At 36.5% G+C, this 25,811-nt stretch carries 16 protein-coding genes and 1 riboswitch; of the genes, 3 read left to right on the top strand and 13 right to left on the bottom strand.

The window, feature by feature from the left end; translation table 11 throughout:
* Positions 1–32 precede the first annotated feature (32 nt).
* From JML65_RS04910 to JML65_RS04900, 3 genes are all read right to left on the bottom strand, one after another.
* On the bottom strand, positions 33–1,262 hold the full coding sequence (locus JML65_RS04910) for an efflux RND transporter periplasmic adaptor subunit (protein WP_202270094.1): 1,230 nt from the start codon (positions 1,260–1,262) through the stop codon (positions 33–35).
* A 91-nt stretch (positions 1,263–1,353) separates the two neighbouring features.
* Positions 1,354–5,718, bottom strand: coding sequence for a CusA/CzcA family heavy metal efflux RND transporter (locus JML65_RS04905; protein WP_202270093.1), 4,365 nt, complete (start codon positions 5,716–5,718; stop codon positions 1,354–1,356).
* A 139-nt stretch (positions 5,719–5,857) separates the two neighbouring features.
* On the bottom strand, positions 5,858–6,181 hold the full coding sequence (locus JML65_RS04900; RefSeq protein ID WP_202270092.1) for a DUF6660 family protein: 324 nt from the start codon (positions 6,179–6,181) through the stop codon (positions 5,858–5,860).
* A gap of 264 nt (positions 6,182–6,445) precedes the next feature.
* Between JML65_RS04900 and JML65_RS04895 the strand changes: the two genes are divergently transcribed.
* Positions 6,446–6,988: a hypothetical protein gene (locus JML65_RS04895; RefSeq protein WP_202270091.1), complete on the top strand. Its 543-nt coding sequence runs from the start codon at positions 6,446–6,448 to the stop codon at positions 6,986–6,988.
* A gap of 55 nt (positions 6,989–7,043) precedes the next feature.
* Here the strand turns inward: JML65_RS04895 and JML65_RS04890 are convergent, their stop codons facing one another.
* From JML65_RS04890 to JML65_RS04880, 3 genes are all read right to left on the bottom strand, one after another.
* Entirely contained in the window at positions 7,044–8,537 is a 1,494-nt protein-coding gene (locus JML65_RS04890; protein WP_202270090.1) for a RagB/SusD family nutrient uptake outer membrane protein, read from the bottom strand.
* An 18-nt stretch (positions 8,538–8,555) separates the two neighbouring features.
* Complete coding sequence (locus JML65_RS04885; RefSeq protein ID WP_115920827.1) at positions 8,556–11,489, bottom strand: SusC/RagA family TonB-linked outer membrane protein; 2,934 nt, start codon at positions 11,487–11,489, stop codon at positions 8,556–8,558.
* Between the two features lie 83 nt (positions 11,490–11,572).
* A riboswitch (SAM riboswitch) is annotated at positions 11,573–11,670 on the bottom strand.
* Between the two features lie 287 nt (positions 11,671–11,957).
* A complete protein-coding gene (locus JML65_RS04880) occupies positions 11,958–13,205 on the bottom strand; it encodes a hypothetical protein (protein WP_202270089.1) in 1,248 nt (415 codons plus the stop codon).
* Positions 13,206–13,564: 359 nt separating this feature from the next.
* Between JML65_RS04880 and JML65_RS04875 the strand changes: the two genes are divergently transcribed.
* Positions 13,565–14,554 (top strand): helix-turn-helix domain-containing protein, encoded by a 990-nt coding sequence (locus JML65_RS04875; RefSeq protein WP_202270088.1) that lies wholly within the window; start codon positions 13,565–13,567, stop codon positions 14,552–14,554.
* Positions 14,555–14,592: 38 nt separating this feature from the next.
* The gene (locus JML65_RS04870; protein WP_202270087.1) at positions 14,593–15,000 is read left to right on the top strand and encodes a type II 3-dehydroquinate dehydratase; all 408 of its coding nucleotides are present in this window, start codon (positions 14,593–14,595) and stop codon (positions 14,998–15,000) included.
* 118 nt (positions 15,001–15,118) lie between these two features.
* Here JML65_RS04870 and pckA read toward each other — a convergent pair whose 3' ends face one another.
* The 7 genes from pckA to JML65_RS04835 form a co-directional block, all read right to left on the bottom strand.
* Positions 15,119–16,735 carry a phosphoenolpyruvate carboxykinase (ATP) gene (gene pckA, locus JML65_RS04865; RefSeq protein WP_047484978.1) on the bottom strand — a complete coding sequence of 539 codons (1,617 nt, stop codon included), beginning with the start codon at positions 16,733–16,735 and terminating at the stop codon, positions 15,119–15,121.
* A 127-nt stretch (positions 16,736–16,862) separates the two neighbouring features.
* Entirely contained in the window at positions 16,863–17,768 is a 906-nt protein-coding gene (locus tag JML65_RS04860; protein ID WP_202270086.1) for a GYDIA family GHMP kinase, read from the bottom strand.
* A gap of 11 nt (positions 17,769–17,779) precedes the next feature.
* Positions 17,780–18,655, bottom strand: coding sequence for an ACP S-malonyltransferase (fabD, locus tag JML65_RS04855; protein ID WP_047484973.1), 876 nt, complete (start codon positions 18,653–18,655; stop codon positions 17,780–17,782).
* Between the two features lie 70 nt (positions 18,656–18,725).
* Positions 18,726–20,666 carry a LysM peptidoglycan-binding domain-containing protein gene (locus tag JML65_RS04850; RefSeq protein ID WP_237390787.1) on the bottom strand — a complete coding sequence of 647 codons (1,941 nt, stop codon included), beginning with the start codon at positions 20,664–20,666 and terminating at the stop codon, positions 18,726–18,728.
* A 38-nt stretch (positions 20,667–20,704) separates the two neighbouring features.
* Positions 20,705–22,291: a bacillithiol biosynthesis cysteine-adding enzyme BshC gene (gene bshC / locus JML65_RS04845; protein WP_202270085.1), complete on the bottom strand. Its 1,587-nt coding sequence runs from the start codon at positions 22,289–22,291 to the stop codon at positions 20,705–20,707.
* A 12-nt stretch (positions 22,292–22,303) separates the two neighbouring features.
* Positions 22,304–24,244, bottom strand: coding sequence for a putative porin (locus JML65_RS04840; protein ID WP_202270084.1), 1,941 nt, complete (start codon positions 24,242–24,244; stop codon positions 22,304–22,306).
* A 94-nt stretch (positions 24,245–24,338) separates the two neighbouring features.
* On the bottom strand, positions 24,339–25,805 hold the full coding sequence (locus tag JML65_RS04835) for a RagB/SusD family nutrient uptake outer membrane protein (protein WP_202270083.1): 1,467 nt from the start codon (positions 25,803–25,805) through the stop codon (positions 24,339–24,341).
* Positions 25,806–25,811: the final 6 nt, after the last annotated feature.

The raw sequence follows: 25,811 nt of genomic DNA, 5'->3' as shown, positions 1-25,811 counted from the left end.
AAACGATATTTCCCTGATTCCGATCATTTTCATTAATGTTCGTGTTCTCCGGAATTGACTAATTTAGCGTTCACAAAAAAGGCACCTTTTACCACAATTTTTGCATTGTCAGGAATTTTCCCCACAGCGGTAATGGCTGTATATCCCATATCAGATGTACCTTTCACTACTTCTACTTTTTCAAAATTCAAAGTTTTAGGGTGAGGCTTTCCTTTTTCTTCATGTTCTTCCTCTATTTTTTTATCGGTTTGAATAAAAATGTAGTATTTACCGTCTGCTTCTACAATAGCCTCTGTGGGAACAGCCGGTGTAGTGCTTTTATCCAGACTTACAATTCCCGTGATATTCATTCCGTCAATTAAACCGGTTTTATTTCCGATCACTTCGCAGTGCATGGAGATTGTTTTACTTTCATTTTCAAAGGAAGATCCTATACTATAAATTTTTGCGTCATATTCTGTTTCAGGATTATTCGTCAGCTTAAAGTGAACAATCTGCCCTACTCTCATCTTTGGAAGATCTCTTTCAAAAACCTGAAGATCCAAATGAATTGATCCGTTATCAATCACAGTAGCAACGGGAGAAGAAATATCTACATAACTTCCTATCTGTGCCGTAATACCGCTTATGGTCCCACTGATCGGGGCAGTAATCACCAGACCTGATCTCATATTCCCATTGCTTACCTTTCCAGGGCTTATTCCCATCATCTGAAGCTGCTTAAGAAGAGAAGCTTTTTTGGTTCTTAAAGTGTTGAGCTCTGCATCAGCACTTTGAAGGTTCTTTTTGGCGCCTGCATCATTATTAAAAAGCTCTCTTTGTCTTCTGTATTCCTGTTCGGCATAGGTAATCCTGCTGTTTGTGGTCAGATAATCTTCCTGAAGCTGTATATATTCCGGATTGGCAATGGTAGCAATCACCTGTCCTTTTTTCACAGTGCTTCCAACCTGGACATTTAATGTTTTAATGATCCCTCCATACAGAGAAGTAATGGTAGCTTTATTACTGTTAGGAACACTGAGCAGTCCATTTGCTTTAATAGTGGAGGTCAGTTCTTTCATTTCTACCGTTCCCAGGGCTACTCCCACAGATTTCATCTGTTCTTCTGTGAGTGAGGCTATGGTTTCCGGAGCTTCTTCCTTAGGTTGTTCTTTCTGTTCGGTTTTATTGGCAGTTTTTTCCACTGCGGCTTCTTTCTTTCCACAGCTTATAATCAACAGGGAGAAAAGGGTTAGGGCTATGATGTTATATTTGAGTTTCATATGAAAATGTTTACTTTGTCTAAGATCAGATGTAATCGCCTCCTTTACTAAGGCTTCTTTTCCGGAAAATTTTGTTACTAGCGATTTCATATTATTTATTAATGATTGAATTAATGGTCACTACAGATTGATTAACCTGCTGGATAGACTCCAGGTATTTTAGCTGGATATTCGTTGCTGTTTGTAGCGCAAAAAGATATTCCACATAGGAGATTTCTCCTGTTTTATATCCTAATTGAGCGGCTTTTACAATTTTCTCCGCATTCGGCAATGCCTGGCCTGTATAATACTCATATTGCTGAATATCCTGCTGATATTGGCTGAAAGCATTTTCCAACTGTGTAGAAAGTTGCTTCTGCTGCATTTTTGCATTGGTTTCTGCTACCTGCTTTTCATATTCCAGAGCCTGAATTCTTGCTTTTGTAGCTCCAAATGTTAGAGGAATCGCCACACCTACGGTTGCAGATTGAAAACGTTTGCCTGATCCGTAGAAGTTTTCCTGCCCATTGATGGTATGAAGACCTATTAATGACTGGTTTGTATACCCTAAGCTAAAGTCCGGTAATCCCAAAGATTTTTCAACCTTTTTATTCTTTTCGGCAATTTCCATTTCCTGGTAAAAAGCTCTTACTGACGGGTTATTAGCCACCGCGGTACTATCCAGTACATTTTCAGCTCTTAAAGGTTCATAGTCTTTTGTAAACGGTACTTCAAAATTATCTGACGTGTTTAAAAGTGTTTTTAAACTTTTATAAGCGTTATTTAAATATACTTCATTTTGCTTAAGTAACAGATTAATTTCCCCTTTTTGAGTCTCGGCCGTATTAATTTCAATCTTTTTAATATCCCCGGCTTTAAATCTCACGGTTGCAATTCTTATAAAATCATCATAGACACTGTTAAGGTTGGTAAGCTGTGCTTTATTGTACTGAAAATACTCAATCTGATAATAATAAGTACGAACCTGTCTTATCAGCTCGTTGGCTGTAATTTCTCTGTCAATTTGCTTACTCTTAATATTCTCGTTGATCAATTCCTTTTTTGCTTTAAAGAGCGTAGGAAAAGGAATACTTTGCGAAATGGCAAAAGACTGATCAAACTTCGGACTGTTGTACTGTCCAAGCTGGGCATCAACACTTAGCTTGGGAAGTTCTTTAGCTGTAGCCCTTAATGCCTCTGCAGACTTGATACTTAAATCTTTTGACTTTAAAGCCAGGTTATTATCCACCGCCATTTCTATTGCCTGGTCTACAGAGATAGGTCTGGTCTGTGCTTTAAATGTCTGTCCCAACATCATAAACCCTAAGATAAGAATGATCGTAAATGTACCTGTTTTATTATTTTTTCGCTTCAAAAATTTAGTATTAAAAATAATATACAGCATAGGAAGCACAAATAAAGTAAGGAAGGTAGCCGTCACCAAACCACCGATTACCACAGTTGCCAAAGGCTTCTGAACCTCGGCTCCGGCTCCGGTAGAAATAGCCATGGGTAAAAATCCTAATGAAGCTACTGTAGCCGTCATCAAAACCGGTCTTAACCTGGTTTTTGTTCCTTCAAATACTCTTTTCAGGATATCGGTTTCTCCCTCTTTTTCAAGCTGGTTAAAAGTTCCTATTAAGACGATCCCATTAAGCACAGCAACTCCAAACAGAGCAATAAATCCGATTCCTGCACTGATACTGAAAGGCATATCTCTTAAAAGAAGGGCAAATACTCCCCCAATCGCACTCATAGGAATTGCCGTAAAAATTAAAGCAGCCTGTTTGAATGAACGGAATGTAAAATACAAGAGCATGAAAATAAGAAATAACGATATCGGAACGGCAATCATCAGACGCTTACTCGCTTCCTGAAGATTTTCAAACTGCCCGCCATAGGTAAAGTAATATCCGGATGGAAGTTTAATTTTTTTATCCAGGTTCGCCTGAATATCTTTGACGACACTTTCTACATCACGACCTTTCACATTGAATCCAATTACAATTCTACGTTTCCCCTGTTCACGGCTAATCTGTGCAGGACCCAGCTTGTAGCTTATATTGGCAACCTGTGACAATGGAATCTGAACTCCTGTACTTGAGGTAATCATTAAATTGTTAACATCTGCAATATCTGTTCTGTGAAGACTGTCCAACCTTACTACCAGATCAAAACGTCTTTCATTTTCAAAAACCTGTCCTGCAGCTTTTCCTGCGAAAGCCGTACTTACAGCATTGTTAACATCTTCAATATTTAATCCGTAATTCGCTATTCTTGTTCTGTCATATTGTACATTAATTTGTGGAAGGCCGCTTACTCTCTCAATTTGAGGAGCTGTTGCACCATCAACCGTTTGGATTACTTTTCCTACTTTATCTGCATATACTGCTAATGAGTCAAGATTTTCACCAAAGATTTTCACGGCAACATCCTGTCTGATCCCCGTCATTAATTCATTGAAACGCATCTGAATAGGCTGATTTTTCTCAAAAAAGACTCCAGGAATCGTTTCCAGCTTCTCACTGATCTCATCTGCCAGTTCATCATATGATTTTTTGGTTTTCCACTCGCTCTGTGGTTTCAGTACGATAATCATATCGGTGGCCTCCGGAGGCATCGGGTCTGTAGGAACCTCAGCTGAACCGGTTTTTCCAACGACCATTTTCACTTCATCAAATTGCTTAATAATTCTCGAAGCCTGCATAGAAGTTTCTATACTCTGGCTCAGTGAACTTCCTTGCGGCAGTATACAATGGAATGCAAAATCTCCTTCTTGAAGCTGCGGAATAAATTCTCCACCCATATTTTTAAAAATGAAAGCAGCCAGTACAAAAACAACTATTGTAGCTGAAACCACTGCATATTTTATTTTAATAGCCTTCTTCAGTAAGGGTTCATATATCCTTTGCAGGCGGTTCATCATCTTATCTGAAATAGTTTCTTTATGAGAGATTTTTTTGGATAGAAATAAAGCACTCATCATTGGAATATAAGTAACAGATAAGATGGTAGCTCCAATAATGGCAAAGCCTACCGTTTTAGCCATTGGAGTAAACATTTTCCCTTCTACCCCTGCTAATGTAAGGATAGGTACATATACGATAAGGATAATAATCTGTCCAAATATTGCACTATTCATCATTTTAGAAGCAGCAGTTCCTACTTCCTGATCCATCTGAATCTGAGTGAGATTTCCATTATACTTTTTATGATGAAGAAGATGCAAAGTCGCTTCTACAATAATTACAGCTCCATCTACAATCAACCCAAAATCTATGGCTCCAAGACTCATCAGATTGGCACTTACTCCAAAGACGTTCATCATTCCTAATGCAAACAACAATGAAAGAGGAATTGCGGAAGCAACAATAAGTCCTGCTCTAAGGTTTCCTAAAAAAACGACCAGAACGAAAATAACTATTAAAGCCCCTTCAATCAGGTTCTTCTCAACAGTACCAATTGCCCTATCTACCAAATCTGTTCTGTCCAGAAAAGGTTCTATTACAACATCATCCGGAAGTGATTTTTGAATAACAGGAATTTTGGATTTAATATTTTCCACCACTTCATTACTGTTCGCTCCTTTCAACATCATCACCACACCTCCCACAGCATCTACTTTTCCATTGTATGTCAAAGCTCCATAACGTACAGCACTTCCTAAACGAACATCTGCCACATCTTTGATAAAAATGGGAACACTGCCGGTTTCGTTTTTAACGGCGATATTTTTTATATCTTCAAGAGAGGTCACAAGACCAATGCCACGAATAAAATAGGCATTCGGTTTTTTATCAATATAAGCCCCACCTGTATTTTGGTTATTTTTTTCTAAGGCTGTAAATATTTCAGTAATGCTGGTTCCCATTGCTTTAAGGCGGTTAGGGTCAATGGCAACTTCATATTGTTTCAGTTCTCCTCCAAAACTATTGATTTCAGCAACTCCCGGAGTTCCGTTGAGTTGTCTACGGACAATCCAGTCCTGCATAGTTCGAAGGTCTTTAGCATTATATTTCTTCTCACTCCCTTTTTTAGGATGGAGAATATACTGATATACCTCTCCTAGCCCTGTACTTACCGGAGCAAGCTCAGGGGTTCCTATTCCTTTGGGGATTTCTTCTACGGCATTTTTTAACTGCTCACTGATGAGCTGTCTTGCAAAATAAATATTGACATCTTCTTTGAAAACGACTGTAATCACAGAAAGTCCAAATCTTGAAATACTTCTTGTCTCCTGAATATCCGGGACATTAGCAATACTTTGCTCTATAGGAAAGGTAACCAACTGCTCCACTTCCTGACCTGCCAATGTAGGACAGGCTGTGATAATCTGTACCTGATTGTTTGTAATATCCGGTACAGCATCTATCGGTAATCTGGTAGCACTCCAGGTTCCCCAGATGATCAGCAATAAGGTCATAATTCCAATCACAACCTTATTTTTAATACTGAATTTTATGATTTTATCTAACACGATTTTATTGAATTTTTATTGAAAAACAAATACTTACAGCTTATAAAGCTGCAGCAAAAATATCATGAAAACCTCTGCAATGGTATTGCAAAGTTTCAAGTAATGTTTAGAAAGCATCACTTTCTAAAGTCAATAAAAATTAAATTTTGGGAGGCTGCCAGATAGGGTCATATACCTGGTAAGCAAAGTCATTCTTCTGAAAAAGAATTTTCTTTGAAAAATAAGCAGGAACCTGCTTGGGAATCTCTAATAACGGATCCATCTTAAATGCTGATACTGCAATCTGGCAACAGCTGCAGGCACAAAGCGGCGAACAGATATCTCCTTTCTCCGTAGAATGAGCTCCATGGATACTTAGTGATATTTTCTTTTCTCCTGAATCATATGGTGTAGACACATCTTCACATGGCATTAATGATAACGCCATGAAATAAATTGCCAGTATCCATCTTAACAGATTCATTGTTACAAAGGTAAAGCTTTTTTCCAAAACGGGTGATGTCCTGGAATATTTAATATGCAATACAGAAGTGTTTCTGATTATTCTAAGCTTAATAATGAAATAAAAAACAATCACTACATTGGTAAGAAACTAAGATTTTTTTTAAACAAATGCTCCCTACAAAAACTTTATCATTACTATTAATTCCCCAATTTACTATTGCTTTTTCTCAGGAAAGCTGCATATACATGACTATTAATCAGTCAAAATTGACAAAACACATTTTTGAATCCTGACAATTATGATAACTTAGGTATTTTAAAGAATGTCTCTAATCAAGTAATAAGAAATAATATTAGAATGAAACCCTTTTTTGCTACACCTTTACTTATTTCATTGACTTGTTCAATCCTTTTTTCTTGTGAAAAAAAAGAAATATTAAGCAAAGATATCAAGATCTTAAACCAAAATAGAAATCTTTCGACCGTTAATGGAACCGATATTTATACAACAAATCTTATGATCGAGCCTGATACCTCTGACACACTTAGGTTTAAACTAACAGATAAGGATTGGGCCTTTTTAGGGAGAAGTTTTGATAAGAATAAAATCTATCTTATTAATAACAATACAAAGATAGGAGAAAGAGCAAATTCTATTGAACTTGGTGACACAATTATAATTAAAACAAACAAAAGGTCCCTAGCCATAAACTTTCGCCATTTTCTTGACGAAAAAGAAAGTATAGATACCCTAAAAACCAAACGTTTTAAAAACTTCATACACACTTTTGATTCTCTGGTATACTATAGATCTAGGGGAAAATAAAAGCCACCGCAAGTGCAGTGGCTAAAAAAATCAAATCTAATTATTGGGTTATAAACTATAAATTCGGGTTGTTTTCAGATTCCTTCTGTGGAATACTGAATAAATAATACCTGCTATTCGGTACAAATCCTGTTTGATCAGGGAATGCAAAATTAGTATGACCTCTTCCATCAACCGTTTTTACCGTTCCGTCCGGTGTAGTTACCTGAACTTTAACAGGCTCTCCATTAGCGTCTACGAAACGCTTCCTTACTACCGTCCCCTGTGTTCTGATGATATCTGAAAGAGAAAACCCTTCTCCGAATAATTCTTTTCTTCTCTCAATTAAAATTTCCTTTACCACATCATTCTGAGCTAAAGAGCCACTGTAGACATTAGCATTTCTGGCTGATTTAAACTGATTTAAAACAGTTACTGCCTGCGATACATTTCCGTTTCTTGCTTCCGCTTCCGCTTCAATCAGGTACATTTCGGCAGCTCTCATATAGACGATATCAGCAATAAGTCCTGATTTAAATTTAAACTTAGCATACCTCAACAACCCTTCTCTTCCTTTAAGGCCATCCCATGAGAAAAGCTGAGATCTGATATCATTAGCATCAAAGAGGTCTTTAAAATAAGGATCAGCCATAAAACTGTAATAATAACTTCCGGAAGAAGATACATCCAGGTAATGGAATGCATAACTTGCCCCGGATTGCTCCTGGGTTTGTCCGTGCCCCCAAATCCATTCAGCATTATTGATATCGTTGAAACCATCCTTATATTTCTCCGGAGCCATCAAAGGGTAACCTTCTCTTGCAATTTTTGCCGCAGCGGCAGCTTTACTCCATTCTCCCGTATTCAGATAGGTTCTTGCTAAAATCCCGTTTACGACAGAACGATTGATCTTATCTTTATTATTTCTCGTATAATCTTTCAATAAATTATCAGCATCTGTAAGATCACTTTTCACTAAAGCATAGATCTCTTCCAGACTTGCTCTTTTCTTCCCTACTGTAGTTATCGTTGAAGGTTCCGTATAGATAGGAGCTGTTAATGCGGTCTTATCTTTCAGGTAACTGAACTGATAAAAACTGGCAAGATTCAGATAACAGAAAGCCCGTAATGCCTTTGCCTGGCCTTTCACCTGATTCTTTTTTTCCTGACTTCCTTCTGTTCCGTCAATTCTGGCAATCACATTATTCATGTTATTGATGGCAGAATAGAGCATCGACCAGATAAATAATGGACGGCTTGCCGTACTATTAACCATTTCAGTAAAAGTATAGGTAGAAGAAAAACCATATTTATTAGTCAGTACCGCTACATCACTTCCCATAGCATCACTTGCTCTTAAAACAGTTGAATACCCAATATTGGCATAGGTTGTTCCATCATCATTGAATCTGGCCCAGGTTCCGTTGATTACTGTTTCTGCACTTTCAGCCGTTTTAAAAACCTCCACATCATTAGCCTGGTCGGTAGGAGCTGTTGCCAGGTCACTTTCACAGCTGGTCAGTACCCATGCTGCGAGTAAGGCAAAAGATAAATATTTTAATTTTTTCATTGTTTCAATTTTTAAAAGTTAAAGAGTTGCCTGAAGTCCAAAAGTGATTGTTCTCATCGCAGGATACCTGTAATAAGTAGTACCATCCAATGCCTGTTCAGGATCCATTCCTTTATGTTTATAGAAGGTCAGAAGATTTTCTGCCTGAACATAAATTCTGAACTTTTTAAGTCCCAGTTTTTCAAAATAGTCTGAAGGGAGAGTATATCCCAGACTTACATTTTTAAGTCTTGCATACGTCCCGGAATATAAAAATCTCGAAGAATTGGACGTCCAGTTATTGGTAATTGTGCTCAATGCAGGTACATCCGTATTAGGATTTTCAGGCGTCCATCTGTTTAACATTTCTACGCTCCACGCACGACCTCCGGCACTTCCGTTATGCATAATTGAGGTATAATCGGTATCAAGAATTTTACCCCCGATTTTGAAAGTCAGCAATCCTGAGAAATCGAAATTCTTATAGGTAATACTTGTACTAAGCCCTCCGGTTACTTTTGGTAGTGCAGATCCCTGCAGTGTTCTTGTTGCTTTTGCATATTCAGAAGTAGTACCTTCCACTGTATTTCCATTAGCATCTGTACTGATGGTTTTCCATAAGGGTCTTCCGTTACTTGCATCTACCCCTGCCCATTCCGGAATATAGAAATCATATACAGAACCACCTACCTGCAACAACTTTGTTCCGGTAAGGATAGAACCTTTAGGTAATTTCGTAATCTTATTATTCAATGTACTCAGGTTAAGATCTAAATTCCATTGGAAATCATCCGTCTTAATTGGTGTTGTAAAAAGAGAGAATTCAAAACCTGTATTTTTTATGGTTCCGATATTGGCCGGAAAATCATTAATTCCCAAAGACGGAGCTACCGGCATATTAAATAGAAGATCCTGGCTTTTTCGCTCAAAATACTCGATATTTCCTTTCACTCTGTTATTAAGAATCGCAAACTCTAATCCTACGTTCAGATTAAGATTCGTCTCCCATTTTAATTCGTTGGTTCTCGCTTTTTCAAGTACTGCCCCCGGCTCACCAAGGTTATTGTAAAATTTATAAAGTTCCTGATAAGCGTAATAAAGAGGGAGTTTATTAGGCTGTAATAATTTATCATTCCCCTGTCCTCCATAACTTGCACGAAGTGTCAGCTGATTAAAGAAATTCAGATTTTTGATAAATTCCTCATTAGAGATTTTCCATGAACCTCCTACAGACCAGAATTTCCCCCAACGGTTATCCTTAAAGAATCTTGAAGAACCATCGGCTCTTCCTGAAGCTGACAGGAAATAGGTATTATTAAAATCATATTCCACTTTTCCAAGGTAACTTAGCAGGCTGACCTTATCACTGTTTCCACTGAAACTTCCCAATAAAGCGGCAGCATCCGGCTCATAGTAGTAGGGAAGTGAAAACTGACTTCTGGTCCCGGAAATTGTTTGATAATCATATTTATAAAATTCCTGACCTGCCAACACATTAAAGTGATGCTTTCCGAATTTTTTATCAAAAGTCAGAATGTTACTCGTGGTATACGATAAAGTTCTGCTGTTTGACTTTGTGACCGATCCTCCAATCTCACTACCCTGCCCGATAAGCGGGTTTGAGTAATAATGTCCATTATAGTTGACCAAATCTACAGAAAAGCTGGTTCTGAACTTCAATTCAGGTAAGAATGTGAAATCCATGAAACCTTTTCCGGAGAAGTTATCTTCTTTATTTTCGTTTTTATCTAAAGGTAAAGTTGCTGCCAGATTTTGATTCTGAAGAGCGTTGGTAGGCCTGTATTTTCCAAAATCGTAAATTCTGTTTCCGGCACCATCCAATACATAAGACCCATCCGGATTTCTCTCATAATAAGGATAGAATGAAGGAACAGATCTTGCTGCCTGGATAACATTGCTTGTATTGGAATCTGAAGACGTAGGAGCCTGTTGAATACTGTTGGTATAACTTAGGTTTACCCCTACATTCAGCCATTTCTTAACTTCAGAATTGAGTTTTAACCTTGTGCTGTATTTTTTAAATCCAGATTCAATGGCAATCCCTTTATCATCAAGATATCCCAATGAGAAAAAGTAATTGCTTTTTTCACTTCCTCCACTGATATCCAGATCTACCTGATTTCTCGAAGCCACTCTCTGTAAAACATCTCTCCAGTCATCATTCCATAAAGGTGTCGCTCCGGATAATAGTTTTCCGTCTGTACCTACAGGTTTTGAATAATTGGCTCCATAGGGATTAATACCCAGCTCAGAAATAAGATTATTGGTAGCCATCTGAGCTGCCTGCTGTCCATTGATCTGGCTAGATCTGTATCCGTTTCTCAATGCTTCCCAATACAGTTGGAAATACTGATCCGTATTGACTTGTTCGTAATCTTTTACTGCTCTGGTGGAAAAACCCTGGCTCATATTAAAATTGATTCGGGCTTCTCCTTTTTTACCGGATTTAGTCGTAATAATGATGATCCCGTTCGCCCCTCTTGATCCATAAAGAGCACTTGCCGTAGCATCTTTCAGTACACTGATTGATTCTATATCATTAGGGCTTATAGAGTTTAGATTTCCGTCAAAAGGAATTCCGTCCACCACATATAAAGGATCGCTGGATGCACTGATAGAACCAATTCCTCGGATCCTGATTGTTGCTGTAGATCCCGGCTGTCCGGAAGAACTTGTTGTCTGCACTCCTGCAACCTGTCCTTCCAATGCTTTTGTAATATTGGTAACAGGTCTGTTGTTAATTTTATCACTGGAAATAGTTGCCACAGAACCGGTATAGCTGGTTCTTTTAGCCTTCCCATAGGCTACCACCACCACTTCATCAAGCTCCTTCTCATTGAGTGTATCTTTTTTAGCCTTGGTATTCTGTCCGCTTAAGCTTCCTATTCCTAAAAAGAATACCGCTACAGGGGGAATCCAAATTTTTGAGCTAATCAAATTTTTATTAATCATAATCAATTTTGTTTATCATATATTAAAATTTTGCCCTTTGCAGATAATACAGCAAAGGGCATCGATAAATACGATAAACCTAATGCTTATTTTTCCTTTAAAGGCTGAATGTAACACCTTGCGCGAGAGCAGGTTGTTAAGATTTCATTGGGTCAGTTCCCTCCATCTTTCTTTATAAGCCGATCGAAATATGTCTGCAAATCTAGAAATATTTAGTCTACAAAACAAGTAGACTTATAATTTTTCATGATAATTTTTCAAAAATTAACTTAATATTTTATTAAAAAGCCGATAAAATAAGGACTTATAAAAATTGACACTTTAGCAAACATGAGAAATATCATTAATAATAATTGAATCAATACACTCTGTGTGCATGGAAATAAAAAAATGACGCCAATGGCGTCATTAAATTTTATCTGAGTAAGAATTTTTTAGGAATTACAAATAATAACTCACTTATTAAGATCAGTAAAGTCTCTGGATGGATACAAAAACCTCCAGTGTATTATCTGAAGTATTGGAATCTGAAGTCGTATTACCATTCCCTGCACTTGTAAAAGATTTGTTATCTATACGGAGTGCATAGTACACTCTGTACCATTTGTTGTCAGCAGTAGTAATATCAAAAGTTACCGTTTCGTTTCTTCCATAGGTAAGATAAACCCCATCATCAAACTGTGCATAATTATTAGGGAAAATTAATAAGTTAGCGCCATGTGAGTCACCTGTATGGGTAGACACTTCAGAAACCCATACTTTCGCATTGGCAGTAGTGATATTATAAAGACGCGGATCAAAATTAGTAGTTGCCCCGCTTGAGTCAAATGCATTGGGAGCAGTAATAAAAGCATCCACTCTGAACGTATTATTGATAACGGGAAGATCATTAAGAAACTGGCTTAAAAGAAATGATGTTGTCTTGCGCGGAATTGAAGAATGATAATAAACCAGCTCTCCGGGAGCAATCACAGCTCCGGCTCCTACTGTTGCACTACAGGTCTGTCCGCCAATATTTAACGCAAAAGTAGTCAGTGTAGGGCTGGAAGCCGTAGGTACACCTGACACTGTATAGCTAAGAATTCCTGATCCTACATTAAAATTTCCAGCAGCCAGTGTTGCCGTAAGACCATTTACAGGTCCCACAGTCTGTGCCGGATAGACCCCTCCGTTTCCTCCGGTGTAAGGAACAGTCATTGTTCCGGTATAGGGAGTTCCGGCCGTATAGGTTCCTGGAGAAAGTGTTACTCCGTTACAGGTAATAGATCCTAAAGTTCCAGGCGCAAGAGAACCATTATTGAATGTTCTCCATTCAGTTCCGTTCCAAAATACGTAACCGACATAGCCTAGCCCTGCGGTTCCCAAATTGTATACAAGTAATCCCGCAGCCGGTGAAGGGATGGTAGCCCCATCCGTCTGAGAAGTCAAGGCAACTTTTGGCCCCAAAAATCCTTTTTTACTACCCACTGCAAGAGCGTCAACATTCACATCAAGCATTGCAGATGCATTAGGCACCGTAGTACCAATCCCAACGCTACCAGAAGAAGTTACAGTAAAATCATTGGATTGCTGTACAGCTGTTGGAACTCCTGTCGCATTGTTATCTTTTAAGCCGTCTACATGGAAACTTCCTTGTGGATTCGCGGTATTAATTCCTACCTGGGAGTAGGCTAATCCTGAAATAATTGTTGTCAATAAGAATAGTGTTTTTTTCATTTTTCGAATTATTTTTTGTTAAAAAGTTGACAAAAGCTTCTTTGAGGTGCCCTATCAAAGCATGATCAATTGTGTTTTATATCTGGATTTTTTTTTCTAAAAATATTGGAAGAGCACAGCAAAGTATAGCTAAGAAAGAATAGAGTTTGAAACTTTTACAATAGAGTAAGGACATTTATTCGGTACATTTGTTTGATACAATTTCTCCTGCAAAACTAACTGTATCATTAAATCAAAAAATAAAAGTATAAATCACAATCTTGAAAATGATTTAAATTTTATATATCTTTGAAAACCAAAACAATATCCTAATGAATTATGATAATTCATTAATTTATTCCTTATAACACGGATTTTAGATGTCAGAAGTAAACACAAAGAATGTACAGATAGAAAAATTTAAGCTTGAACTAATGGATAGGTATACTATTCTTATGCTGCTGGTTTTAGGAGTATATGCCGTAATCTTTACATTCTTTATTCATGACAAAATGATGTCCTGGTATTTAATGATCGGGTTATTTTTTTCCGGTTATACCTATTCAATTGTAAGAAAAAAATATCCGATAAGCCTTATAGTGCATCTGTATCTACTATTTGCCCCTATTTACAACTTCTATATTATGCTTGCCTTCTGGAATAATTCTGTTGCAAGTTTTTGTTGGCTGCTTCCCATCCCACTGGGAGCCTATATTTTCTTTTCCAAAAAAGAAGTATTACTGTATGTGGCTTATATATTATTATTAATTATTACCGGCTATATTGCAGCCAATAACTTCAACTTTACGTTTCCTGAGCATACCCAAAAAGAGGTAATGTTTACAGATACTATCCTTTTTATTTCAAATATCTTAGTTGTTTCATTATTAATTTATTATAAAGATAAGATCCGAAAACTGGAAATTCTCTCTCAAATAGAATCCACTGTAATTCGAAAAGATGAAATACAGGCTCCTACTGAAAACTCATGGGATGACATTGATGTTGAAAGCATGAAAAAACTATTTGAAAAAATAGAAACCGCCATGACCGAGAATAAACTTTTTAAAGATGACAAGTTCAATCTCTCAAAACTGAGCGTAGCACTAGATGTCAACAGCACTTATATTTCTAAAGCTATACGGTATAAAGGATATTCTAATTTCAATACATATCTTAATATCTATAGAATCAACTATGTGAAAAAACTTTTTACAGAGATTGATTTCCAAAAAACGACTTTGATGTATATCTACACTGAAGCAGGGTTTTCAAATCAGTCAACGTTTAACAGAGTTTTTAAACAGATTGTAGGAATTACCCCTTCAGAATATGCGCAGCAAAACCCACAGACGAATATTGATCTGTAGTCTATATAAATTTATTTATCTTTGACTAAATTTTTTAAATGAAAATTCTTATCGTTAACGGCCCCAATCTTAATTTACTAGGAACACGAGAACCGGAAATCTATGGAACAATCTCTATGGAAAAGTATTTGGAAAATCTAAAATCCGAGTTTCATTCTTATGAATTAAAATATTATCAATCCAATATTGAAGGAGAGCTCATCAACAGGCTTCAGGAAGATGATTTTGATGCAGTAGTGATCAACCCGGGAGCATTCACTCATTATTCTTATGCGATAGCAGACTGCTTAAAGAACATACGAAAACCTAAGGTTGAAGTACACATCAGTAACATTTATAAAAGAGAGGAATTCAGACAAAAGTCTGTGACTGCTGCCAACACCGATGCTGTATTGTCCGGCTTCGGAATGGAAGGATACAGATTAGCTTTGCTAAGTTTAAAATAATTTATCTTTTTAAATATCTATCACAGATGTAGCAAAATAAACAATACATTTTACACTATTTGAAATAAAAAAAGCCTCATCAGTGATGAGGCTTTTGTATGTATTGTAAATAATCTTATTAGATTGTTTGTTCCTGTAATTGAGGTCCTGAAGCAATAAGTTTTTTACCTGCTTCAGTATCACAGTACTGCTCAAAGTTTTTAATGTATCTTGAAGCAAGATCTTTTGCTTTTTCTTCCCACTCGGAAACATTAGCGTAAGTATCTCTAGGATCTAGAATACCTTCAGAAACATTTGGAAGTGCTGTAGGAATTTCAAGATTCATGATTGGAACCTGAGTTTTAGGAGCGTTATCAATAGAACCGTCAATAATAGCATCAATGATTGCTCTTGTATCTTTTAAAGAAATTCTTTTTCCTGTACCGTTCCAACCTGTATTTACTAAATATGCTTTAGCACCATGCTCTTTCATTTTACCGATCAATGTTTTAGAATACATTGTAGGGTGTAATGTAAGGAATGCTTCACCAAATGCAGGTGAGAAAGATGGCTGAGGTTCTGTAATTCCTCTTTCTGTTCCGGCAAGTTTTGAAGTATACCCGCAAAGGAAGTGGTACTGAGCCTGATCTTCATTCAGGATAGAAACCGGAGGAAGTACTCCGAAAGCATCTGCTGAAAGATAAACAATCTTTTTAGCGTGCCCTGCCTTAGATGGCAATACAATTTTGTTGATATGATAGATTGGATAAGAAACTCTTGTATTCTCAGTGATTGATCCGTCTTTATAATCTGCTACTCCATTGTTAACAACAACGTTTTCAAGAAGTGCATCTCTCTTGATCGCTCTGAAAATATCCGGTTCTTTTTCTTCTGATAAATCGATAACTTTAGCATAGCATCCTCCTTCATAGTTGAATACTCCGTTATGATCCCATCCGTGCTCATCGTCACCGATAAGGTATCTTTTTGGATCTGCTGATAAAGTAGTTTTACCTGTTCCAGAAAGACCAAAGAATAAAGCAACATCACCTTCTTCTCCTACGTTAGCAGAACAGTGCATTGAAGCCATACCTTTCAATGGAAGGTAATAGTTCATCATAGCAAACATCCCTTTTTTCATTTCACCACCATACCAAGTACCACCGATAATCTGTAGTTTTTCAGTAAGGTTGAACATGATGAAGTTTTCAGAATTTAATCCTTGAGCTTCCCAGTTTGGATTCGTCGTTTTAGAACCATTGATTACAGTGAAATCAGGCTCTCCGAAGTTTTCAAGCTCAAAATGAGAAGGGCGAATGAACATATTGGTAACGAAATGTGCCTGCCATGCCACTTCAACAATAAATCTTACTTTAAGTCTTGTATCAGCATTTGTCCCGCAGAAAGCATCTACTACATAGATTTTTTTTGCCTCCGCCAGCTGATTCATCACTAGTTCTTTACAAGACCCGAAAATTTCTGAAGTGGTAGGTAGGTTTACTTTACCATCCCAGAAAATTGTATCTCTTGTAACATCATCCTGAACAATATATCTGTCTTTAGGTGAACGACCTGTGAAAATTCCTGTTTTTACCGATACCGCGCCAGATTCTGTAAGCTCAGCTTCCTCAAATCCCTGATTTTCAGGAGAAACTTCAGCCTGATACAATTCTTCATATGAAGGATTGTATACGACTTCATAGTTTCCTTTAATCCCTAATTTCTCTAAATCCTGGATGATTTTAGTGTTTTTCATTTTACTTATATTTTCTATTTCTTTATTGAGTTCAACAAAAATAATATTAATTATTTGTTAAAGGTGGTTTAAATATACTGATATAAGTCAGAATCACAAATAAAAAAAGGGGCTTGTAATTTATTGATTATAAATTAATTATATCTTGCCATTCAAAAACACTAGTAAAACCCTTCTCCCAAAAATAGTCTTTATAGTCCCCAAATTTGGCACTCATCACGAAATCTCCACCCCATGCCCCCAAACTTTTTACAAAACAAGGGCAGTCTGAGAATAAACGCTCTTTAACTGTAGGAATTTCAAGGAAATCGGAAATTTTTTGCTCATGAATCATCATTAGCTCAGAAAAATTTTGCAATTCACTGCATAACAAAATTTTCTTTGTGATATCTGAAAATTCACTCACCAGTTCCGGGGATTTCTTTTTTGACTTGTAAAAACGGATTCCTTCTCTGCTATCTTGCTTTTGATTTAAGTGAATAAAAATCAGTTCATTTTTAAAAGGAGGATTGAAAGTCACCTTATCATATTTAATTTCCGGTTTACTGCGGAAAAGGACTGCGGATTTCTCTTTTGCGACCGCAATATCGTAGCCACTTCCTCCTAAGCTGATTGAGTTCAAATAAAAAGGATCGATTTCGGCCCATTCTGCCAGGTTATTCATTAAGGTAGAACTACTTCCTAGCCCATAATCTGCAGGAAACTGAAGATTTGTTTTTAAATGGTAAGTACAATCGTTTTTGAATTTTATACCGGAAAGCTGCTGTACATTCTTTAAGGTTTTTAGAATAAACTCAGCGCTTGACGGGATGTTGGCTTCAAGAATCTGCCAATTTTTATAGTCTATGACAACTTTTAGCCATAATTGGTTCTGATGAAAAGCTTCCCAAAGAATCAGGGATTTGCCGTCATTTTTTTCATCAAAAAAAAACTCTTGTCCAAGCTTGGTAGGTACCGCCAGGACAAGAGCTCCATCTATCGCGAAATATTCTGAAGTAAGCATAAGCTTGCCCGGTGAAAATATCGCGTTCATATTTTTTTATTTTAGATTGCAGAAACAGCGTCTACAGATCCGTCAATTTTTTTGATCAGCCCCTGAAGGGTTTTTCCAGGTCCAACTTCTACAAAATTAGAAGCACCATCTTTGATCATATTCTGAACAGACTGTGTCCATTTTACAGGACCAGTAAGTTGATCAATAAGATTTTGTTTAATCTCATCAGGGTTTGTTACTGCTGTAGTAGTAATATTCTGATATACAGGAATAGTAGCTTTTCTGAATTTTGTTTTCTCAATAGCTGCAGCTAATCTTTCTTGTGCCGGCTGCATTAATGGCGAATGGAAAGCTCCGTTTACAGCCAGTAATAAGGCTCTTTTTGCTCCTGCTTCTTTCAATTTAGCACAAGCTTCCTCTACTGCAGGTGTTTCTCCTGAAATTACCAATTGCCCAGGGCAGTTATAATTAGCAGGAACTACAATTCCATTGATCTGAGCACAGATTTCTTCCACTTTAGCATCTTCCAATCCTAAAATAGCTGCCATTGAACTTGGATTTGCATCACAAGCCTCCTGCATAGCCTTAGCTCTTTCGGATACTAATTTCAAACCATCATCAAAAGATAAAACTCCGTTAGCTACCAATGCTGAGAACTCTCCTAAAGAGTGTCCTGCCACCATTTCAGCTCCAAGACCGTTTACTGCTTTTAATGCTGCTACTGAATGTATAAAAATTGAAGGCTGGGTAACCTCTGTTTTCTTAAGATCCTCATCTGCTCCGTTAAACATAATGGAAAGAATATCGAAACCTAAAATTTCATTGGCAGATTCCATCAGATCTTTGATATCTTTTCTAGAATCATACAATTCTTTTCCCATTCCTACGAACTGAGAACCCTGCCCAGGAAATACAAGTGCTTTCATGTACTGAATTAAATATTATGCAAATATAACTATATTGTTAACAATATACTGTTAAAGAGATATAAATCATTTATGGAACTAACCTGATTACTCTGTATCCAGTATTTACGTAAGCTCCGTTAGCTTTAGATTTTACAAACTCAAATTTTGTTGCAAGCTGGGTCTGAACTTTATTCATCTGTTTAAAGATCTCTCCTTTTTTATTTTCTCTGGTCAGCATATCATTCACCACATCAAAACCTACGATGGCATATTTTGGAGGTGTTTTACAGTATTTTGTTTTATAGGCTGCCAGAATTTCTTTTTCAAATCCTCCGTCAGTATTGATCTTTCTGTCCATCAGGTACACCAGGCTGGCCTGGCTCAGGTCATCTACTTTCTTTTCAAAAATTGGAGAATAGAATAAACTGAAAGCTTTCACTCCCTGTACTTCTTTAGAAAGAGCAATCATTCTGTTGGCAAAAGCCTCTCCCATGCTATCGTTATCATTAGCCAGGACTGCAATAACCGGGGCAGATTGCCCTGTCATCATATTCTGATCCAGCTGAATTTCTGCCGGAGAATTAACGATAACAACATTTGGATTTTTAACAGATTTTTCAAGACCTGCTTTAATATAGTTAGCATTTTCTTTCTTAGCATCTGCTACTACATATATTTTCTGATCTGAATATACTCCTTTTACTTCTTCAACAATTTTATCAGCATATGTCTGATTGTTTGTTTCTACAATAATCAGGTTGCTGTAGTTGTATAATTCCGGAGAGTTAGCAAATGGTGCTACAATTGGAATTTTTTGATTTTTGGTAAAATCTAAGACATCAATCACATTAGACTTAAAGAATGGACCGATAATCAAATCGGTATTGTCCGGATTGATCTGTGTCAGAGAATTTTTAAATGAAGCCTCGTTTCCGGAATCTACTATTTTAATATCCAGTTTCTGACCGCCTCGCGCGTTTCTTTCAATAGCCAGTTTAGCTCCGGTTAGAAAGTCTAAAGCCATTCCTCGGTACTGAGTTTCGTTGGTACTGTAACCAAACGGTAGCATCAACACCACACTCAAAGCATCTCCGTTTTTCTTTACATAAGCAGGATCCTGCTTTTTGATTTTTAAAACCATTCCGGATTTCAATCCATGTGAAAGATCCGGGTTCAGAGCGATCAAATCATCGATACTCACTCCAAATTTATTAACAATAGAGAATACAGTATCTCCCTGCTGAACAGTATAGGTTACATAATCATCTCCTACAACCACATTGGATGAAGAAGATTTTTCGTTTCCTGAATCTATTTTTGTTTTTGGATTGACAGGTTCAGCAACGGTATCCGTATTTGATTTTTTTATTTTGATGGAATCTCCAGGTTTTAATCCTTTTTCTTCTAATCCGGGATTTAAAGCAAAAAGATCCTGTTGAGTGATTCCAAACTGTTTCGTTATTCTGTAATAATTATCCTTAGCCTGAATTACATATGTTTCCCCTTCTACAGCTACAGCTGGAGGAGTTACAGTAACTTCTTTTTCTACTGGAGTCTCTACCGGTTTTTCAGTAGCAATAACCTGCTGGCTGTCTCCATATTTTTTTATGCTGGCAAGAGGTAATGTGATCTCATCTCCGATTTTCATATGAGAATCCAATTCAGGATTCAGTTTTCTTAAATCGGTTTCAGAGATTCTGTACTGCTTGGTAATCCCATAGATCGTTTGCTTTGGCTGTAAAACAATTTTTCCAAGCGAAGCATTCGTATTGGTTTTTACTTTTTCGGCTACGGCAGTTTTGGTAACAACCGAAGCAGTTACTTTATCTGATTTTATTGTCAAAATATCTCCAATAGCCAATTTGCCGTCCTTAAACTTTGGGTTTAGCTTCAGCAATTCATCTACAGTTATTCCATACTTTTTTGCGATGTTGTAAGGGTTATCACCTTGTACAACCGTATGAGATTTTTGAGCTGAAACTCCCAAAACCATACATAAACTAGATAGAATAAAAAACCTCTTTATCATATTCGATAATTATAATTTACAAAAATACTCCTTTAAAATTAAATGGCAACAATTATTAATTTGGATTCTTGAACCACCATTTCTTCCAAACAATTTTCAAGCCATGAATATCCTTCATCTGAAAAGAATGTACTAAAGTTATATACCCTTTCCTGCCATGTTTTAGAAGGATGTACACTTAAGAACAGATTTTCAAGCCTCTCCAGCAATTCGCCCTGTTTAATTTTTTCAGCATGAAGCAAACGCTTTTTCATTCTTTTAAATGATTTCAACTGTCTCACTTCTTCTGCATTCACAAGATTTCCAAAAGATTTCTCCGTAATAGAGGCTGTTGCTTTCAGCTCTGAAAAGCTACGAATTAAAAGCTCTTCCTTTTCATCCAGCAACTTTAAAATGGTATTATCATTTAAAATTTTACGATTGGTAATGATGGTAAAGTTCTGAAAAAAGTCTTCTATACTAAGGTCCAATTTTTCAATTTTTCCCAGTGTTTTTTCTTTCAGGAAAAGCATTGAATTTCTTGGAATCAGAATAGGAAAAGGAATATTAATTGCAGAAAAATAGTCTTTAAGCTCCAGCCAATACATGATTTCAGCATTTCCACCAATATAAGCCAGGTTGGGCAATACTTTTTCCTGGTATACAGGACGCATCAAAGCATTAGGACTGAATCTGTCAGGATGATTTTCAAGTTCAGTTAATATTTCTTCCTGTGTCAATTGAATATCTGTGTCTACAATACTATATTTTTGACCGTTATATTCAATCCTATCTCTTGTTTCGGTAAGATAGAAAAGATTAATATCCCGAGGATTTACCTGTACTTTTCCGTATTTCTCCGTGAGGAAATCGACTTTATTTTTTGAAATTTTCTGTAAACTACAGTGGAGAAGCTCATCTTTAAAAACATCTTTAATCTGATTCTTTAATTCTTTAGAATCTCCATCCAAAATCATAAGACCCCACTCTGAAAAAAGACGATTAACTAATGTTTTAATAGCTTGTGTCAGGGTATTTCCTTGCTTATAGGATTCTTTCAGCATTAAGATAAGCTCGGTACCGAAAACAGAATCTTTAAATTCTTTTTCAAATTCCGAGATAAAAAAGGTATCGGTGATCTGTATTCTTCCTACAGCCCCTCCTGATTTCTCGTGGGTTTCGTAGTAGTTACTTTCAGTTTTAAAATGATTGATCTCCGCAAAATCATGGTCTTCCGAAGCCATCCAATATACCGGTACAAAATTAAAATCCGGAAAATTTTCTTTCAGGTAAGTACACGTCTTAATTGTCTGTAGAATTTTATAGACAAAGAAAACAGGTCCCGAAAATAAATTCAGCTGATGACCGGTTGTGATGGTAAATGTATTGGGAAGTCTGAGATTTTCCAGATTTTCCTTTTGTTTTGAAGAAAGTTTGAGATCTGAAAGCTGTTTTTCAAATACATCATAAAGTATTTCCCTCTGCTCGGGTAAGAATGATTCTTTCTTTAGTTCGATCTGATTTCTGAAATGATCTAAAGAAAATGTATGTTTCTCAAAACCCTCAATTTTCTGATTCAAAAAATCTTTTACCAATTGAGGAATGCTTTCTATATCGTTAAATGATATTTTATTAATTGTTTTCAACTTGTTTTGTTTTTAGTTGAACAAATACCACACAATTCCGATATTCAACCTGAAGTCATATACGGGGTAATGCGGAAATGCATATGCTTTGTTACTGGAAATAACAGTTCCCATCTGTTGTCCTTCGATAAAGAAGAACATTTTTTTGACTTTCATATTTACATAAAGGTCTGCAATAGGTTGTCCACCGATGGAAAATGAATTTGCATCAGGCAAAATGTACTCATTAAGAATTGGAAAATAATCTCTGGATGCAAATTTAGAGAAGTAATAGACTTTAATTCCTGCCTGAATTTCTGCAGCTTTTTTAAATGCCTGAGTCTGAAAGAAGAAATTAGCTCTTCCGATAAAACTTGGCATCGGAAGCAATTCTTTATTCGTTAATGCATTTTGGAAATGCAGTCTTGTATTTAAATGAAATTTGCCATAGCTGAAAGTTGCATCTCCTCCGATCTGAGAAATGTTCAATGAACTTTCACTTTGTTTTGGATTAGCGTTGCTGTCAAAATAAGTATAGTTATCAATTCTGAAATAGTTTGCGAAAATTTCCGTCTTGAACCACTTCAGATTGATACTTCCTCCAATTTCCATGACAGACTGATTCTTGGCATTCTCAAGATAATAATTATACTTGCTGTAAACAGAAGTATTTAATAAATAATTAAATGAAGGGTAAGCACTTTGGAAGTTTACTTTTGCGTTGACAAAATAATCTTTTATAGGTTCAAATTTCAGATTGTTCGTCGTTTTAAGATAGCTTTTAAACTGGCTTCCGTTTGAAAATTCTAAAAATGAATTCAACTGTATTTTATCCAAAAGTTTTACCTGCAAATTTCCAACAGCTCCAATCCTGTTTTCTTTAAGCTCATTAGGAAAAGCTACTCCATTGGCAATAACAGTGTTATTAATTCCAAATTTCAAAATCTGATAACGAACCCCTGCATCCAGTTTGAATTTTTCATTATTGAAAACCAAACTTACCGTATTGCTGAAATTCTCTGAATATTTTTTAGTTGCCAAAGGAAACCCATTGACCAATTCTGTAGGCTCTTTATACCAATACTGCTCCAGAGCTCCCTGGTTATAATAATATTTGTTTCCCTGATGAGAAATGGTATGTCGTATGCTGAATGGGAATTTTTCTGCGTTGAATGGAGTGAATTGATGACTCAAATAGTATCTTCTATAGGCAAACTGCGAGCTGCTGGAGGCCAGATTAACCTGCATATTTTGCCTGTTATTAGAATTACTGTCCCCATTTTGAAACAGATTATCTTCTACCAGCCCTCCACTTTCCTGATTATTTACATTCTGATGAAGATAATGGGCAAATAGCTCATAGTTTCCACTTTTTGAGGTATAATGTCCTGAAAATATAGTATTGTTATTTGCCGCTAAGGAATTCCTGTAAAATCCCTGAGAGCGCAGTCCCATATACTCAATGGCAAAATTGAATCTTTTCCCAATATTCTGGGTATAGGTTGAATTTAATGCAGCACCGTTTTTCATTGCCGTATGATAAATGAATGAGGCAGTAGGTGTTTTTACATCATAATATTTCACATCGTTAGCTCCCAGAATCATATAAGATTTATTGGAAGGCAGCAAAGATAAATTCTGCTCGGGATTCACCTCAAATACAAGCGGATTAAAACCTGCTCCGATGTTAGCAGGTTGAGCTCTTCCAAAATTATCACGGTTGTTGTACTGTGAAAAAATATGGGTCTTATCAAAAGTCATTACCGTATCAAAAACTTTTTTTTCTGAAAACTGGGTTTGGTATTGATAATCGTTGATGGTAGGTTTAAAAATTTTTAAGGAGTCTTTTTTCCCGGAGTCTATGACCAGGGTATCTTCTTCTTTTTGAGTTGATTTGTTAGGATCTGTTTTATCAACAACCTGAGCTTTGCTCACAAAACCAAAGAAGATGAGTATGAAAAGGATGTACTTCATTATTCATTATTGTACAGCAAAAATAAGAAATAATAAGAAATAAAAGAGGCTATCTCAAAAATGAGATAGCCTCTGCTATAGAATTGTACGATAATTAATAATTGTCGTTTTGCTTAATGTTAGGATTAGCCTGGATCGCTGTAATAGGGATCGGCCATTGCCATTTAAAGCTTCCAGCGTCAAGAGTCTGCTTAACAGCCGGTGCTCCTGTACCGTCAAAAAGATCTCCTTTACCTGATCTCTGAACAGAAAGACCTAATCTTTTCAGGGTGTACCATCTGTCATTTTCAAAGGCAAGCTCTAATCTTCTTTCTTTCAGGATAGCATCTAAAAGAGCCTGTCCTGCTTCCGTTCCCGGAGTAAATGAAGAATGTCTTTCTTGTCTTAATTTATTCAATAAAGTAAGAGCCTGTGCAGGGTTACCTGTTTTGTAATAAGCTTCTGCAATATTTAACAATACTTCAGCTGATCTCAGATATTTAATAGGCACTACATTAGAAGGACCTCCGTTACCAGCATATTTTGTTACGTGATTATATTTTTCACCACTGTATACACTTGTTGTAAAATACGTAGGTTTTCTTACATCATCCGCAGTATATGCAGTATATAAATCATAATCTACCACAAATTCTGATCTAAGACTAGGAACCGCCTGGTTGTATGCTGATCCTACTGTATTACTTGGCTCAGCCGGCGCATTAGATATCTGGAATAAAACCCCATCAGTAATTTTAGCTAGGCCTTCATTTTCTTTCCAAATTCTGTTAAAGTTATCTAATGTTGTGATACTTGGTGAAAGTCCTAATGCTAATTCTCCGTATTTGATTGTATTAGCGTAATCTCCTTTATAAAGATTTACTCTTGATAATAATCCATAAATAGCAGCCTTGCTCATTCTCCCTTTATCAGCATCATTCTGTGTAATATTATCAGCAGCAAATAATAAATCTGCTATGATTTTATCATACACCTGTTCAACAGTAAGATTTCTGGAAGCCGTATTATTTAATGGAGCATATTTTTCTGAATAATAAATTCCAATAGAATTTTTAGCTCCTGCAGATTGTGTAGGAATTTGAGAATATGCTCTTACAATATCGAAGTGAACGATTGCTCTCAATGCTCTCGCTTCTGCTTCTATATTCATTTTTTGTGCACCTGACAATACTCCGTTATTGATATAGGACAACACAAAGTTTGTTCTGCTGATAGCAAGATAAGCTGCACTATACAATCCTGTTGTCTGTGAATTGTCTGAAGAAAACTCAAAATTTGAAGCTGCAAAATTTGAATTTCTTCCTGAAGCTGTACGAATCAAATTGTCAGTAGTAAGGTCACCCATAATAAGCTGACTACCTGTATCACTGTTATAATATCCACCTCCTTTAAGTGCTGTATAAGCACCATCCATAGCCTGTCTGAATGATTCAGGTCTTAACATCGCCTGGTCAGCAGTTTCGTTAATAGATGAAACCTGGTCTAAATTTCTATCACAAGACGTCAACGTAACAAAAGCAGTTAACGCAGCTAAACTTATTTTTATTATATTCTTTTTCATAAAGCT

Origin of the sequence: Chryseobacterium sp. KMC2, from assembly GCF_016756935.1 — a bacterium.
Classification (GTDB): domain Bacteria; phylum Bacteroidota; class Bacteroidia; order Flavobacteriales; family Weeksellaceae; genus Chryseobacterium; species Chryseobacterium rhizosphaerae.
Note: the sequence above shows the minus strand (reverse complement) of the source record. Positions and strands in the feature narration are given on the sequence as shown.

What these genes read in the sequence shown, in the direction of transcription:
- JML65_RS04910 (WP_202270094.1), bottom strand. Translation starts at nt 1,262, where the DNA reads ATGAAACTCAAATATAACATCATAGCCCTAACCCTTTTCTCCCTGTTG.
- JML65_RS04900 (WP_202270092.1), bottom strand. Translation starts at nt 6,181, where the DNA reads ATGAATCTGTTAAGATGGATACTGGCAATTTATTTCATGGCGTTATCA.
- JML65_RS04890 (WP_202270090.1), bottom strand. Translation starts at nt 8,537, where the DNA reads ATGAAAAAATTAAAATATTTATCTTTTGCCTTACTCGCAGCATGGGTA.
- JML65_RS04885 (WP_115920827.1), bottom strand. Translation starts at nt 11,489, where the DNA reads ATGATTAATAAAAATTTGATTAGCTCAAAAATTTGGATTCCCCCTGTA.
- JML65_RS04880 (WP_202270089.1), bottom strand. Translation starts at nt 13,205, where the DNA reads ATGAAAAAAACACTATTCTTATTGACAACAATTATTTCAGGATTAGCC.
- JML65_RS04875 (WP_202270088.1), top strand. Translation starts at nt 13,565, where the DNA reads ATGTCAGAAGTAAACACAAAGAATGTACAGATAGAAAAATTTAAGCTT.
- JML65_RS04870 (WP_202270087.1), top strand. Translation starts at nt 14,593, where the DNA reads ATGAAAATTCTTATCGTTAACGGCCCCAATCTTAATTTACTAGGAACA.
- pckA (WP_047484978.1), bottom strand. Translation starts at nt 16,735, where the DNA reads ATGAAAAACACTAAAATCATCCAGGATTTAGAGAAATTAGGGATTAAA.
- JML65_RS04860 (WP_202270086.1), bottom strand. Translation starts at nt 17,768, where the DNA reads ATGAACGCGATATTTTCACCGGGCAAGCTTATGCTTACTTCAGAATAT.
- fabD (WP_047484973.1), bottom strand. Translation starts at nt 18,655, where the DNA reads ATGAAAGCACTTGTATTTCCTGGGCAGGGTTCTCAGTTCGTAGGAATG.
- JML65_RS04850 (WP_237390787.1), bottom strand. Translation starts at nt 20,666, where the DNA reads ATGATAAAGAGGTTTTTTATTCTATCTAGTTTATGTATGGTTTTGGGA.
- JML65_RS04840 (WP_202270084.1), bottom strand. Translation starts at nt 24,244, where the DNA reads ATGAAGTACATCCTTTTCATACTCATCTTCTTTGGTTTTGTGAGCAAA.
- JML65_RS04835 (WP_202270083.1), bottom strand. Translation starts at nt 25,805, where the DNA reads ATGAAAAAGAATATAATAAAAATAAGTTTAGCTGCGTTAACTGCTTTT.